The organism is [Clostridium] aminophilum DSM 10710, assembly GCF_000711825.1.
GTDB lineage: Bacteria > Bacillota > Clostridia > Lachnospirales > Lachnospiraceae > Clostridium_R > Clostridium_R aminophilum.
The window spans coordinates 1-14418 of sequence record NZ_JONJ01000026.1; the positions used below are offsets into that span (position 1 = coordinate 1).

The 14418-nt window shown below is 47.8% G+C and carries 14 protein-coding genes and 1 pseudogene; all 15 read left to right on the forward strand.

Annotation, left to right across the window (positions count from 1 at the left end; genetic code table 11):
• The first annotated feature begins 123 nt into the window (after positions 1 to 123).
• A complete protein-coding gene (locus BR86_RS0113230; RefSeq protein ID WP_031474657.1) occupies positions 124 to 2850 on the forward strand; it encodes a phage tail tape measure protein in 2727 nt (908 codons plus the stop codon).
• A 1-nt stretch (position 2851) separates the two neighbouring features.
• Positions 2852 to 3214 (forward strand): hypothetical protein, encoded by a 363-nt coding sequence (locus BR86_RS0113235; RefSeq protein ID WP_031474659.1) that lies wholly within the window; start codon positions 2852 to 2854, stop codon positions 3212 to 3214.
• Between the two features lie 10 nt (positions 3215 to 3224).
• Complete coding sequence (locus tag BR86_RS0113240) at positions 3225 to 5177, forward strand: hypothetical protein (RefSeq protein WP_038288820.1); 1953 nt, start codon at positions 3225 to 3227, stop codon at positions 5175 to 5177.
• Positions 5178 to 5179: 2 nt separating this feature from the next.
• Positions 5180 to 6577 carry a hypothetical protein gene (locus BR86_RS0113245; protein ID WP_031474663.1) on the forward strand — a complete coding sequence of 466 codons (1398 nt, stop codon included), beginning with the start codon at positions 5180 to 5182 and terminating at the stop codon, positions 6575 to 6577.
• Positions 6578 to 6594: 17 nt separating this feature from the next.
• A complete protein-coding gene (locus BR86_RS0113250) occupies positions 6595 to 7020 on the forward strand; it encodes a phage holin family protein (RefSeq protein ID WP_031474665.1) in 426 nt (141 codons plus the stop codon).
• Positions 7017 to 8417 carry a phage tail tip lysozyme gene (locus BR86_RS16390; RefSeq protein ID WP_038288822.1) on the forward strand — a complete coding sequence of 467 codons (1401 nt, stop codon included), beginning with the start codon at positions 7017 to 7019 and terminating at the stop codon, positions 8415 to 8417. Before BR86_RS0113250 ends, BR86_RS16390 begins: the two co-directional genes overlap by 4 nt.
• Positions 8418 to 8646: 229 nt before the next feature.
• A complete protein-coding gene (locus BR86_RS0113260; RefSeq protein ID WP_031474669.1) occupies positions 8647 to 9009 on the forward strand; it encodes a helix-turn-helix domain-containing protein in 363 nt (120 codons plus the stop codon).
• On the forward strand, positions 8999 to 9697 hold the full coding sequence (locus BR86_RS15385) for an ImmA/IrrE family metallo-endopeptidase (protein ID WP_051684820.1): 699 nt from the start codon (positions 8999 to 9001) through the stop codon (positions 9695 to 9697). The genes BR86_RS0113260 and BR86_RS15385 overlap by 11 nt, the downstream gene beginning before the upstream one ends.
• 337 nt (positions 9698 to 10034) lie before the next feature.
• Entirely contained in the window at positions 10035 to 10697 is a 663-nt protein-coding gene (locus tag BR86_RS0113270) for a DUF4417 domain-containing protein (RefSeq protein ID WP_031474673.1), read from the forward strand.
• Complete coding sequence (locus tag BR86_RS0113275) at positions 10698 to 11171, forward strand: hypothetical protein (protein ID WP_031474675.1); 474 nt, start codon at positions 10698 to 10700, stop codon at positions 11169 to 11171.
• Position 11172: 1 nt separating this feature from the next.
• Entirely contained in the window at positions 11173 to 11538 is a 366-nt protein-coding gene (locus tag BR86_RS0113280) for a hypothetical protein (protein WP_051684821.1), read from the forward strand.
• Positions 11539 to 11808: 270 nt separating this feature from the next.
• The gene (locus BR86_RS16010; RefSeq protein ID WP_154661391.1) at positions 11809 to 11967 is read left to right on the forward strand and encodes a hypothetical protein; all 159 of its coding nucleotides are present in this window, start codon (positions 11809 to 11811) and stop codon (positions 11965 to 11967) included.
• 77 nt (positions 11968 to 12044) lie between these two features.
• Entirely contained in the window at positions 12045 to 13736 is a 1692-nt protein-coding gene (locus tag BR86_RS0113290; protein WP_031474679.1) for a recombinase family protein, read from the forward strand.
• A 200-nt stretch (positions 13737 to 13936) separates the two neighbouring features.
• Entirely contained in the window at positions 13937 to 14113 is a 177-nt protein-coding gene (locus tag BR86_RS16635) for a GNAT family N-acetyltransferase (protein ID WP_143099380.1), read from the forward strand.
• 71 nt (positions 14114 to 14184) lie between these two features.
• Positions 14185 to 14418: pseudogene (locus tag BR86_RS16210) on the forward strand (IS66 family insertion sequence element accessory protein TnpB); the annotation flags it as partial.

Consider the following 14418-nt stretch of genomic DNA (forward strand, 5'->3'; position numbering starts at 1 on the left):
TCCTTGGAGTACTCTCAAAAATCTTGGATTTTTGGAACCGCTCCAAGTATGGCAGAAAAAAGTTTAGAATGTAATGCGAGTCATTTGACGCTTACTACCCAAAATGCGGAAGGGGTGAGTGAAATGGCGGGGCGGATTCAGGGGATTACGGTAGAGATTGGCGGAGATACGACGAAACTCCAGACGGCGCTAAAGGGCGTGAACACGGAGATCCGGAATACGCAGAGTCAGCTGAAGGATGTCGATAAGCTTCTGAAACTGGATCCGGGAAACACGGAACTTCTTGCGCAGAAACACCGGCTTCTGGGAGATGCGGTCAAGGAGACGAAGGAGAAGCTGGAAACATTAAAGACCGCTTCAGAGCAGGCGAATGAGGCGTTAAAGAACGGTGCGATCACGCAGAACCAATATGACGGGCTGCAACGGGAGATCGCGGAGACGGAAGCGAAGCTGAAGTCGTTGGAGGCACAGGCGAATCAGTCATCGACAGCCTTGCAGAACATTGCTGCGAAGGGCGAAAAGCTCAAGACGGCGGGAGACAACATTTCGAATATCGGAGCGAAGATGATGCCGGTTTCAGCCGGCGTGATCGGACTTGGAACGGCGGCTGTGAAAACGGCCGCCGATTTTGATGCATCGATGAGCAAGGTCGCGGCGGTCTCGGGGGCGACGGGATCAGATCTGAATGCACTCCGGGATAAGGCCCGAGAGATGGGTAGTAAGACAAAGTTCTCGGCTTCGGAGGCGGCGGACGCTATGAATTACATGGCGATGGCCGGATGGAAGACGGGGGATATGCTGGGAGGTATCGACGGCATCATGAACCTTGCGGCGGCATCCGGCGAGGATCTGGCCACCACGTCTGATATTGTAACGGATGCGCTGACGGCTTTTGGACTGACTGCCTCCGACTCCGGGCATTTTGCGGATATCCTTGCGGCGGCTTCCTCCAATGCCAACACGAACGTCTCGATGATGGGAGAGACGTTCAAATATTGTGCTCCGATTGCGGGATCACTTGGATTTTCGGCGGAGGATACAGCGGAAGCGATCGGGCTGATGGCGAATGCAGGGATTAAGAGCACACAGGCCGGAACGGCGCTCCGGACGATTATGACGAATCTTTCCGGAGATGTGAAGATCTGCGGATCATCGATCGGAGAGGTGTCGATAGCAACGAGCAATGCCGATGGGTCGATGCGGGATCTGTCGGATATCCTTGCGGACTGCCGGTCGGCATTTTCGGGTCTTTCAGAATCGGAAAAAGCAACAGCGGCGGAAAGCCTTGTCGGAAAGAATGCAATGAGCGGTTTTCTCGCCCTAATGAATGCAGGAGCTGGCGATGTTCAGAAGCTGTCGAGTGCGATTGCAAGCTGCGACGGTAGCGCGGAAAAGATGGCAAATGTCATGAATGATAACCTCGCGGGACAGCTTACGATCTTAAAGTCCCAGCTGCAGGAGCTGGCGATTTCATTTGGTGAGCTTCTCATGCCGTCGATTCGGGGGATTGTCGGCGGAATTCAGAATGTCGTGAGTTGGCTGAATTCGATGGATTCAGGAACGCGAAGAACGATTGTGACGGTGGCGCTCATTGTGGCGGCGCTTGGGCCTGTTCTGATAATGATCGGAAAAGTAGTATCTGCGATCGGAACGATTCTGACGATTGCTCCGAAACTTGGCGCAGCGATCCAGGCGGTGAAGGGGGCCTTTGCCGCGTTTCATGCGGTGCTCCTCGCGAATCCGATTGCACTGGTGGTGGCGGCGATTGCAGCTCTGGTTGCCGGATTTATCTACTTATGGAATAACTGTGAGGAATTCCGGCAGTTCTGGATCGATCTCTGGAATGGGATTCAGGAGACGGTGAAAGTAGTCTGGGAAGGAATCCGGGACACCGTCAAGGGTGTGGTGAACTCGATCGGATCATTCCTTTTGTCCTCCTGGGATGCGATCCGGAATACGGTAGAGAGCGTCTGGAAGACAATCGGATCCATTTTTGAAACCATCTGGAACGGGATTCAAACCGTTGTGATAACGGTGGTTACAGCGATTGCCTCTTTTTTACAGACGGCGTGGAATGGAATTCGCACCGTGATTTCAGCCGTGCTGAATGCAATCAAAACGGTAGTGACAACAATCTGGAATGGAATAAAATCGGTAATCACGACGATCGTGGAAGGGATCCGAAATGTCGTGACGAACGCCTGGAACAATGTGAGAACGGCGGTAACATCAGCAGCGAATGCGATTCGATCGGCGGTGACCACAGCATTCAGTTCCATGCTGAGCGGAATAAAAAATGTCTGCGGAAATATTTATGGTACGGTGAAAGGCGGGTTTGACAAGGCAATCGGTTTTGTGAAAGGGTTGGCGTCACAGGCGTTTCATTGGGGAGCAGATTTCATTAACGGGATTGTAAAAGGAATCCGATCGATGATTGGAAAAGTAGGTGAGGCAGTATCCGATGTAGCGGAGAAGATCCGGAGCTTTCTGCATTTTTCTGTGCCGGACGAAGGACCGCTCACGGATTATGAAAGCTGGATGCCGGATTTTGTCGGAGGACTGGCAAAGGGGATTGAGAGAAGCAGAGGTATGATCTCCGGTGCAGTCTCGAATCTTGCCGGTGATCTTGGAAGGACGCCATACCTCATTTCGGCGAGAATCGATCAGCCAAAAGGAAAGGATATTTCGACTGGAAGCAGTAATGGTAAAGAAAATCAGATAATTGGAACTGGATCGGGCAACGGCGGTTATGGCGATATTGTCATACCGGTCTATCTCGGCGGAAGTATGATCGATGAGATTGTGGTGACGGCACAGCAGAGAATGAATCTGAAGTCAGGGGGCAGGTAGGATGGCACATTTGCAGTATCTTGTGTTTAACAATGAGAAGATCCCGATGCCGGCTTCGTATTTGGTGGAGCTTTCGGATGTGGAGGCGGACAGCAGCGGCGTGACGGAGGCGGGAACCACCCAACGGGATGTTGTACGCGAGGGCGTGGTGCAGATCAGAGTGACGTTTCGGGTATCGAGCAAATGGCTTGGCAGATTTTTCGTATACAAGAAGCTCGCGTGCATTACGGTGGAATATCTGGACATGGAGACTATGAGTCCCGTGACCACGCAAATGTATATGGACGGATATCAGGTGAAACTCGTGCATGATACAAGCTATGGAAGTCTTTGGGAAGTATCCTTTACGCTGAAAGAGTTTTAAGGAGGTCGGGATGTATGCAGTATCGGATGCCTTCCTACGGGCGGTGAAGGCGAAGACCAGAACGTATTATTGGAGTGGCGAGATCAGAACGGCTGGAGGGAATGTGTATGCGTTCGGCCCGCAGGACATTGTCCGTGGAAGTGGTCATATTTCCGCTCAGTGTTGTGGTTCGACGGAACTTGAGCTCGGGACGGTGTATGCAGCGGAGTTTGGGATCAGCTTGTTTTCCTCGATTGATCGGTACACGCTGAAAGATGCCAGCGTGTCACTCTTTTATCATCTCCATTTGGAGCACGGAAGCGTCGAGACGGTGCCGATGGGGATCTTTACGGTGCAGGAGGCGAACCGGACGGCAAAAATTCTGGAGCTGAAAGGCTATGATGATATGCTCCGGTTTGAGAAAAGCTTCAACGGCTTTTCGACGATCGGAAAGCCATACGATTTCCTTGCTCTCTGCTGTAAGGCCTGTAAGGTCGAGATGGCGCAGACGGAGGAAGAGATTGATGCGATGCCGAACGGGATGGAGCTGTTTTCGATCTATCCGGAAAATGATATTGAGACCTGCCGGGATGTGCTCTTTTATGTGGGGCAGATCCTTGCAGGCTTTTTTGTGATCAATCGGGAGGGGAAGCTGGAGATCCGGCGGTATGGTACGGATCCCGTGGAGAGGTATGAGGCGAAACACCGGTTTTCGTCGAGCTTTTCCGATTTCGTGACGGAATATTCGGCAGTGAGTTCGACGAACAAGCGGACGGAGATCGCGGAGTATTACGCTTTGGAAAATGACCGGGCGTTGACCATGAATCTTGGGATAAACCCTCTTCTCCAGTTTGGATTAAAGGAAAACAGAGAGCGGATATTGCGGGTGATTCTCGCAGAGGTCGCGAAGATCCGGTATGTGCCGTTTGACTCGGATACGATAGGAAATCCGGCGCTCGACCTGGGCGATGTGCTGACGTTTTCGGGAGGCGCTGCGGAGGGGGAACCACTTGCCGCATTGACGTCGATTGAGTGGAAGATCGGTGGAAAAGCGTCGTTTCGATGTGTCGGTAAGAATCCGCTTCTGGCACAGGCGAAGAGCCGCAGCGACAAGAACATCTCCGGGCTTCTCAGCCAGATCGAACAGGGAAAGCTCGGAATCCATACGTTTACAAACGCAACGGAGCGGACGATTGGAAGGGAGCTCTCACAGGCGATCAGCATCCAGTTTGCAGCATCGGAGGCAAATCATGTACAGTTCTTCGGGCAGATCATGATGGACATCACGGCGGATCCAGTTGAGCGGAACGCGGTGGGGATGGTCAAGTTACCCTTGAAAAATACCGAAGGCGTCGAGGAAGATAACAGAGAAATCGACGCAAGATCCGATGAACAAAGTGATTCGGTAACGGATGGTTGGAATGGTTCAGGCTTGTCAGGACAAAATGGCACGTCAATCAGCGTGAGAAATGATGGGAATTCGGAGAGTCAGCAGAACGAGGGATCCGATAAGGAGGTGCAGCTGGTCTCGGTGCCGATTCGCTGGCAGGAGGACGGACAGGCGGTCGTAACAGTTGCGTATGAGTGGAATGACCGGATGCTGGAGATGCCGGTCCCAAAAGAAATGTGGCACTCAGGGCGACATATTCTGAATCTGTATTATCCGATTGAGAACGTTTTGGCGAATCACTCGAACACATTCAACGTGTATCTGAAGATAACGGGTGGAACCGGAAGGATTGCGATCGGAGATATCGTGGCGGCAATCAGCGGTCAGTCGATGGCGGCGAAGGAAGCCTGGGACGGAAAGATATTCCTCGAGGAGAGTGTGCGGCCGTTTGGATTTTGGAGCGGGCTTTCGACGAAGGGATTCCGGGAAACGGTGGCTGTAGTCGAATCGAACGGAGAACGGAACCGCTGGAGTGAACGGATCGCGCCGATGGCGATTGGTGCGTTGGGTGCATGGATCGAGACGGGAGGATGACGATGAAGTGGAATGGAAAAATGACGGTTTTACTGACGGATACGGCAAGCGGGAAGACGGAGTCCGTCACGAAGAAGAACATGATCACGGAAGCGGTGAATGATGTATTTTCCAGTAATCCTTTCGGAGTGTTCTATGACGCAGGGGAGGCTCGGGACGAAGTCCGTTGGAATGAGTCGTTTCTTCCGATTTGTCCGAATCTGATCGGAGGGATCCTTTTTTTCGGAAAGGGACTTGAGGAGAAGGCAGACGGAATCTTCGCACCGGCGGATAACCTTCCGGTGGCGTATGCATCAAATCAGGCGAATTCGTCCGCAAATGTGGCGAGGGGAAGCTTGAATCTATCGGAGAGTAAGGTCCTGGAAAACGGCTACAAGTTTGTCTGGGATTTTTCGCCGTCGCAGGGTAACGGTAGGATCGTCGCAGCGGCATTGACTTCTTCCTGGGGCGGACAAAATGCCTTGGGAAGTACGGACGGTGCGGCGTCTGTTTTTCTTCCATTGAAGAGTGTGGCAGTCGGCGATCTGCCGGCAACGCAGCGTCAGATGCTGTTCGATGCAGTGGAGTTTGATTTTGAAAAAGAGATTCTTACCTCAATCACTTATGAAAATTCGAGTGTAATGATTCGTAAAATCCGGATTCCGTTCCTTACGCTGGGAATCAATGAGAAACTTCACGAGGTATCCATGCGCATTTTGGAGGAGGAGACGATCTCGGCACCGGACTTTGTCTGGAATAACGGATTCTTTGTAAAAGGGGATTTCTTCGACGGTGGGGACGGCGCGTGGTATGGTTTTTCGACGGAGGGAAATTCCTCCGGGGATGCGACGCTTCATTGGGTGAAGATTTCAAAAGAGGATCGAAGCGTGGAATCCGGAACCTGGACGCTTCCGAGGGTCTGTCTGAATGAGAAGATCGGCTCGCGAAGCATGCCGGGAGAGTACGGGGCGCGTTCGATTCTATCCGTGATGCGGGGCGGCTATCTCTATGTGGTTTCGTATGACAAGAAGGGGATCTACAAGATTAACGCAAATAATCCGACGGATGTTACCTTGATCAATCTGGGAGAGACGACAGAGTGGAAGTCGATCAGTGAGAGTGGGAGCACGGAGGTGTATCTGGCAGTCGTGAACGGTGTGATCATGGGATGGGATTTTTTGATCGATGGAAAAGATCAGGTGACGAGAATTGGCGGCGGAGTGCGGCTGAAGGAGGCTGCGACACCGCTTTTTGCGTATCGAAATTTTCTTGTGCAATGGGGAGGAGCGTATGGAAGTTCATTTCGGACGGTGTATCTGCTGACGCCGTATCTGGCTTCGATCAATAACCTTGAGAGGGCATTGGAGAAGACACCGGAGAAGACGATGAAGGTGACGTATACACTGACACAGGAGGAGTAGAAAGGGGGGAGAAAATGATGCGGGAGTTATGGAATGGATTCCAGATGGTAGTTACGGTGATGGGCGGATGGCTCGGATTTTTTCTTGGCGGAAAGGACGGTCTGATGTATGCGCTGGTAGTGATGGTGATTCTGGATTATGTGACTGGTGTGATGTGCGCGATTTCGGATCGGAATCTTTCGAGCAGTGTGGGATACCGGGGAATCTGCCGGAAGGTCTTGATCTTTGCCTTGGTCGGCGTGGGACACCTGATGGATTTATATGTGTTAGGAAGCGCAGGAGTTCTTCGAACGGCGATCGTGTTCTTTTATCTGTCGAATGAGGGGCTGTCGATTCTGGAAAATGCGGCACATCTGGGACTGCCGATCCCGAGAAGGCTACGGAAGGCATTGCGGCAGTTACACGAGCGCATAGAGGATGAAGAGGAGGGGGAAACGAAATGAATTTTTCAAACAGTACGCTTACGGAGTATACGAGGCTTAGCCCGCATCATTCGGGGCTGAGGACACACGGGATCGACCGGATTACACCGCACTGCGTGGTTGGTCAGTGTACAGCGGAAAGCCTCGGCGAATGGTTTTCGAAGTCATCGACCAAGGCTTCGAGCAATTATGGGATTGATCGGAACGGCCGGGTCGGACTCTATGTGGAGGAGAAGAACCGGTCATGGTGTTCATCGTCTGCAGCCAATGACCAGAGGGCGGTGACGATTGAGTGTGCGTCGGACGGGAAGGAGCCCTATGCGTTTCGGGATGTGGTGTATGAAAAGCTGGCCACGCTGTGCGTGGATATTTGCCGACGGAACGGGAAGAGGAAGCTCCTCTGGATAGGGGACCGGGAGAGGACGCTTTCGTATGAGCCGAATCCGGAGGAGATGGTGCTCACGGTGCACCGGTGGTTTGCGAAGAAGAGCTGTCCGGGGGAATGGATGTATTCCCGGATGGGGGAGCTGGCGGAAAAGGTGACGAGGGAGCTGAATGGTCTGACTAAGGATGGTTCGATGGCAACGGAGGTGTCTGCAGACCGAGAGTCGGATCGGGAGTCGAGGGCATCAGCGGAGGTTGACACCGGAAAACCGGTGGAGAGGATGATTTGGGAGTATCTGATGGCGCGGATCGGGAATGCGTTCGGCGTGGCCGGTTTCATGGGAAATCTCTATGCGGAGTCGGGACTTCGATCCAACAACCTGCAGAACTCGTATGAGAAGAAGTGGGGAATCACGGATGCGGAGTACACGAAGCGCGTGGATGACGGCGCGTATGCAGAGTTTTTGATGGACCGCGCCGGATACGGGCTTGCCCAGTGGACGTATTGGAGCCGAAAAAAGGCGCTTTGGGAGTTTGCAAAGGTTCGCGGCGTCTCGATCGGGGATCTTTCGATGCAGTTGGATTTTATATGGAAGGAACTGACGGAACGGTATCCGGGTGTCGTGGCAACAATGAAGTGCGCGAGTACGGTTCGAGAGGTTTCGGATGCAGTGTTGACAAGGTATGAGAAGCCGGCAGATCAGAGTGAGAGAGTGCGGAAGTTGAGGGCGGAGTATGGAGAACGCTTCTATAATATGTATCAAGGGAATGCGGATGAGACCGCTCTGAAAGGCATACAGAATCTGGTGAGTCAGGCTGACGCTTCGGAGGCTACGCCATTTCTGGTGAAGGTGATGGTGCAGCATCTGAACATCCGAACGGGGCCGGGAACAAATTTCGGAAGGGTTCGATTTATTCCGCCGGGAGTGTATACAATTGTGGAGGTGAAAGAAGGTGTAGGATCGAAGTACGGATGGGCAAGGCTCAAGAGCGGAGAAGGATGGATTAGTTTGGAGTTTTGCCAGAGAGAGTAAAGAATAAGGTTTGCAGGGGAATCCCGCAGTTGTCGGCGAAAGCTGATGGCTGCGGTTTTTTTACTTTGTGGGGATTACAGATAATTATAATAAGAATATTTGTAGTAGAATTTGATTAAAGAAGATTGGATGTACTACAACTTGTGTTTTCAATTTAATTGAACACAAACAAAATTGTTGACATTTTTAAATTGATCAAGTACAATGCAATTGAAAGAAAGGAGAATGTATGGGAAACAATACTTTTTCACAAAGGGTAAAAAAACTTAGAACAGATAGGAATCTTACGCTTGATGGCTTAGCAAAACAACTGAACATCAATAAGAGTAGAATTGGTATGTGGGAAAATAATGGAACAGTTCCACGAGATGATGTTTTGATTCAGTTATCTAAGTTTTTTGATGTATCTATTGATTACTTGCTTGGTAACGAAAAGAGGGAAGATAAGGAACCTGATAGCGTACGTTTACAATATCTTCAGAGAGGTTTGAAAAAACTGGATGAAAGCCGTCTGGAAAAGGCTGAAAAGATGCTCTCCGTAATGTTCGATGATATTTTTGATAGTGTAGAGGAGGACGATGATGGCATCTAAGAAACCAGATTTTAAGAGAGCTAATATTTTGGCCAACGAGATTTTGGCTGCTTCCAGTGCATTAGTTAACTTTCCGGCTAATACAAAAGGAATCATTAAGGAATGGTCGGATTTAAAGGTTCTATCATTCAAGCGGGCGCATGAGTTTGGGATTGATATTAAAGCATTTGGTAGTGAGACTGCTGTGATTTTATGCAAAAATGGACGATATATCGTCTTTTATAATCAGAATGACCCTGAATCACGTATTAAGTTTTCTCTTTTGCATGAGTTCGGACATTATTATTTGGGACATGAATTAAAGGAATATACGGATGAAGATGACGCAGAATATGGACGACTTGAAGTCGAGGCTAACTGTTTTGCAGCTCAGATACTTATGCCTGAACAAGTACTGAATGAGCTAAAAAAACGAGGCGCGATGATAACAGTTGATTTCTTGAAAAAGCATTTTGGGGTTTCGGAAGAGGCTGCTCAGAAGCGTATCGAAACAATGGGTAAAATCAATTATGAATGGAAATCTGCCGAAGAAAAGCTTTTTGATGAAACAATTCTGTTCAAGTATAAATCCTTTATGGATTCTATTCTGCCAAAGAGAAATAGGATCACTTGGTTTGAAGATGAATATGATATGCAACGTGAAAGAGATAGTTGGCAGATAGATAATAGAAGTCGATATGGATATTGAAACATTCACAATTAGGCTGATAGTGAGAGAGAAGGTGATTATTATGTGCAATTCATGGGGTAAAAGAAAAGCACCATACGATAGCGGGAACTATCATACGGTGCCGATCGAGTACTTCAACTCGAATCTGAACACTTTTACCCTACCACATATTGCAGGGGAAGGCAATAATAATTGTAACCGCAATTGATGTTCTCGGGAAAGAACATATGATTGCTTGATTGCCAATCGAGTACTTCAATTCGAATCTGAACAGTTCAAATGATGTGCCCCGGTTGGTCTCCTCCAGGTGGAGTCTGCTCTAACCTGGTTGTATATCTCGAAGGAGGTGCATTATTTGAGCAGAATTAATTCAAAACGCAAAAGTTGCAAGGATGTCTTTAACGCATTTTTAGTTTCTGTGGCTTCCTATGCAGGATTCTTTGAGTTCCCACGTATTAGACCGACATATGATACTCCTAATAGGCTTATTCCATTTTCAAAGGCTTTATCATGTAAGGACTATGATCAATGGGTGCATTTTTACGAAGATGACCATTTGTTTGAAAGAATTTGGCGAAACCCAAAGAGGTATCTTGACATTTTAAACCGATATAATGGAGTAATTCTTCCAGATTTTAGCCTGTACAGAGATATGCCTTTGGCCATGCAGATTTGGAATATTTACCGTAGTCGAGCAATCGGCCATTGGCTCCAGATTAATGGAATAAGAGTGATTGTAAATATTCGATATGGGGATAGACGAACATTCCGTGTATGTTGTGATGGGATAGCGAAACATTGTGTTATTGCCATTGGGTCTCACGGAAATATGAAGCACAAAGTTGATAGAGAAATCTTTTTGGCAGGTCTTGATGTTGTTGTGAGAACACTTGAACCGTCGGTGATCGTTTTATACGGGAGTGCTTCTGAAAAATATTTTAAAAAATATACTGATTTGGGAATAAACATAATTATTTTTGAAAGTGCCTATTCTACCTCACATAAGGAGGTGGAATAAATGGGAGCAGGATTTCACGGAGGTTTTGGATCTACAAAAGGAAGCAGAAAAAGTAACGAAGCGTATGCTGGAACTGTAAAACTTGTTAAAAGCGGTCCTGGAGAGAAATTTGGACAATATGCAATGAAAGCGAGACCAGAACAAGGATATACAGACGTTATCATACATGGTAATCCTGACACAGACAAAGTGTCAGTTTATCATAATGGTAAATGGACTGATATAGATCAACGTAGACTGGCTAACTATATTAAACAGGATATGGGATATGAGTCAGGACCGATTAGATTGATATCATGTAGTACTGGAACTAAAGAATTTGCACAGAATTTTGCAAATAAGATGGGGGTTGAGGTTATTGCTCCTTCTGATACTGTTTGGGCGCATTCAAATGGACGTATTACCATAGGACCGAAATCATATATTAACAATGGTAAGTGGATAAGCTTTAAACCAAGGAATGGGGGAAAATGATATGGTTTTGTACAGAAAGGGATATTATAAGGAAATGCCGCACGCAGATGAATCAGATCCGTCTATGCTTGATAACATTGGAAAGAAGGTCGAACACAAGGAAGAAATATGTAAATACTTACAGAGTGGAATGGTACTTGCTGCATGCGGTGAGGTTGTAAAAGATGTTCTTCATCCAGAAAAAGGAATAGCTGGAACGCCGGATGATATGACTGACGGGAGATGGATTTGGCCAGGGGATTTGGCATATTATGTGAAGAATTACGATTTACGATTGAGCAAAGATTTTACAGATTACATGGCTGATCATAATTGGATCGTTCCGGAAATAATCGACATAGATTATGATACGTTGGAAGTTAAGTGATTTTTGGCCAGATCCACAGAGATCGAGGAATCTGCCATTAGTGCGTGTGTTTGGCATTATAAAGATAGCTCGGCAAATATGCCGAGCTATCTTTATGTTTATGCGAAGAGCGAAAATGAAAAAAGTCGTGTTTTTTCCCTTGGGGTAGAGAAAGAAATATTTACATTCAGGAGGGAAGAACATGAGGATTATGATTGAAGAACAGAACGCGTTGCAGGATCCAAAGCGGATGCCGATTTCAGAGAAGATGTCTACAAGAGGAGTGCGGCCATGGGCGAATTGAAGGATATTTCTTTTTCGCCGGAGGCAGAGAAAATGGCTGTGAAACTGGCTGCATTTGACATCATGAAGCAGCTCAGGAAAGCGGGGAAAATAACAGAAGAGGAACTTCGATATATAGCAGAAAAACGCAACTTACCTGTTGAGTAACCGGATGAACGATCCTATAATTAAGCTGTATGTAAGTCATATAGTACATGCAGCTTTTTGAGGAATGCGAGGATGATATGGCGCGAAAAGTAGCTATCTACGCCCGTGTTTCTACAGAGCATGAGGCGCAGATTTCCGCATTGGAAAACCAAGTGCAGTACTATGATGATTTATTGAGCAGACATAAGGATTGGATTCTGGTCGATCGATACATTGACGAGGGAATAACCGGTACATCGATTCATAAGCGTCAGTCCTTTATGCGAATGCTCAAAGATGCAAAAGAAAAGAAGTTTGATCTGATTGTTACCAGAGAGGTTTCAAGGTTTGCCAGAAACACGGTTGATACGCTTCAGCAGACCAGAAATCTTAAGTCTTATGGCGTGGAGGTGTGGTTTACAGAAGACAATATCTGGACAATGAATGATGAGGACGGAGAACTTCGGCTTTCAATTATGGCTACACTTGCTCAGAACGAGAGTAAGAAGATTTCACAGAGAGTGAAAGCTGGTCAGATGATTTCGTTTAAGAACGGGGTTCTTTACGGAAACGGAAATATTCTTGGTTACGATAGGGTTGGCGATCAACTCGTTGTGAATAAGGAGCAGGCTGACACAGTCAAGCGAATCTTTGAACTCTATCTGGATGGCTATGGTGTTCGTAAGATTCAGGATATCATGGAACGGGAAGATCGAAAGACCGCGATGGGGTGTTCGAAGTGGCACGGAAGCTGTATTGCCAAGGTGCTTAAAAACCCGTTTTATTGCGGAAGGCTAGTATACCGTAAGAATTATGTTCCGGATTATCTCGTTCAGAAGAAGATCATCAATCATGGAGAGCTTGCTAAGGTATATGTTGAAGGAACACATGATAAGCTGATTTCCCCTGAGGACTTTGATGAAGTTCAGGCTTTAATAAAGAAACGGCAATGTGACAAGCCGAGCAAGAATGGAACACCGGTTGGAAAATCACCGTGCAAGAACATTTGGGGAAATAAATGCGTTTGCACCTGCGGTCATGCGATGATTCGAAGGGTTGCGCATAAAGACAAGAATGGGATTCCTACTTATATGTACCAGTGTTCAAACCAGATTCGGACAGGTTCTCCTGCAGGAAGGTTAAAAAAGGGACTTGATACCGAAGGCATCTGTGATAACTCATCATTTGCAGGCTGGAAAGTGAAAGTTCAGGCCGACTTTATTTTTAAAAAGCTTCTGGCAAACAAGGAAGCGATCTATCAGGAAGCAATGGCGATGGCACAGGATGTTGCTGAAGTGAAAACGCCGGAACACAATGATAGGGAACGGCTTGAACAGAATCAAAAACAGATTGATAAGCTAAATCGTCAGCTGGCCAATCTGGTGGATATGTGTTCTGAAGGCGATATATCCAGAGAAGTCTTCCGCAGTAAGAAAAAGAAGTTAGAAGATCAGATCGCAAACATTGAAACAACAAACAATGAATTTAGACAACGGATTCTAGAACTGGAAGATACTGGCGCAAAGGACAGACGGATTGATAGTCTCTCGGAGTTTATCAAAATGACTGCCTTTGATGTCAGAGCCGAGATACCGGAAACTGTGATCGATAGTTTTGTCGATCGGATTGTTTTTGATCACGGAGTGTTTAATTGGTATCTAAAACCGGCATACGGTAATGCGGTTTACCGACAGGATACTTCCGGTTGGGAGAAAAAACAGTTTCGTAACGCATCTAAAGGCGAAAACGCGCCATCAACTGCCGATCACTGCACAGGCAGCTATCGCTAATAAGTAATTGGAGGCTTTGTTTAGGCGGTTAGCGTAAATAGAGTATTTGGCCCAGTCCCTGGGGTTCCCGGGGCTGGGTCTTTTTGTGTGCGATTGCAGGGGGACGGAGGAGGTTGGAGCGGAGCTCGGGGGGCAGGGCGATGGCTGGTGCGCTTGGGTAGTGATGTAGGGGGGATTTTGCTTGTGACACTGCTGTAGATGTGGATGGCAACGTAATAATTGGAACCAGTGGCATGTCTTTTGTGGAGAAGCCGCCATATTTTGAATGTCCGACCGGAAGACAGGGGCTGCTTTCCAGCATGTACACTGATCCAAATTATCGTAGGATGGGCATAGCAAAGGAATGTAAGCGTCAAATGACTCGCATTACATTCTAAACTTTTTTCTGCCATACTTGGAGCGGTTCCAAAAATCCAAGATTTTTGAGAGTACTCCAAGGAGGTTCCCTATGGATCAGTGCACACATGAAATGCGAGGCAACCGTTGGCTGCAGATCATTCAAGCTTGCGAGCGCCGCCCGACTTATCAAAGCAAAACAGAGTGGCTTAGAGAAAACGGAGTTCCGGAAAGTTCATACTATAATCAGCTCCGCCGATTGCGCTCGGAGTTGTCAACGCAGATAAAACAGTCGCTCCCTTTGGAGCAGAAACCTGCGGAGACATCATTCGTTGAACTCCCGCCA

Bases quoted from the DNA above. Each gene is read 5' to 3' on its own strand.
- BR86_RS0113230 (WP_031474657.1), top strand. From the start codon at position 124: ATGGCGGGGCGGATTCAGGGGATTACGGTAGAGATTGGCGGAGATACG.
- BR86_RS0113235 (WP_031474659.1), top strand. From the start codon at position 2,852: ATGGCACATTTGCAGTATCTTGTGTTTAACAATGAGAAGATCCCGATG.
- BR86_RS0113240 (WP_038288820.1), top strand. From the start codon at position 3,225: ATGTATGCAGTATCGGATGCCTTCCTACGGGCGGTGAAGGCGAAGACC.
- BR86_RS0113245 (WP_031474663.1), top strand. From the start codon at position 5,180: ATGAAGTGGAATGGAAAAATGACGGTTTTACTGACGGATACGGCAAGC.
- BR86_RS0113250 (WP_031474665.1), top strand. From the start codon at position 6,595: ATGCGGGAGTTATGGAATGGATTCCAGATGGTAGTTACGGTGATGGGC.
- BR86_RS16390 (WP_038288822.1), top strand. From the start codon at position 7,017: ATGAATTTTTCAAACAGTACGCTTACGGAGTATACGAGGCTTAGCCCG.
- BR86_RS0113260 (WP_031474669.1), top strand. From the start codon at position 8,647: ATGGGAAACAATACTTTTTCACAAAGGGTAAAAAAACTTAGAACAGAT.
- BR86_RS15385 (WP_051684820.1), top strand. From the start codon at position 8,999: ATGGCATCTAAGAAACCAGATTTTAAGAGAGCTAATATTTTGGCCAAC.
- BR86_RS0113275 (WP_031474675.1), top strand. From the start codon at position 10,698: ATGGGAGCAGGATTTCACGGAGGTTTTGGATCTACAAAAGGAAGCAGA.
- BR86_RS0113280 (WP_051684821.1), top strand. From the start codon at position 11,173: ATGGTTTTGTACAGAAAGGGATATTATAAGGAAATGCCGCACGCAGAT.
- BR86_RS16010 (WP_154661391.1), top strand. From the start codon at position 11,809: ATGGGCGAATTGAAGGATATTTCTTTTTCGCCGGAGGCAGAGAAAATG.
- BR86_RS0113290 (WP_031474679.1), top strand. From the start codon at position 12,045: ATGGCGCGAAAAGTAGCTATCTACGCCCGTGTTTCTACAGAGCATGAG.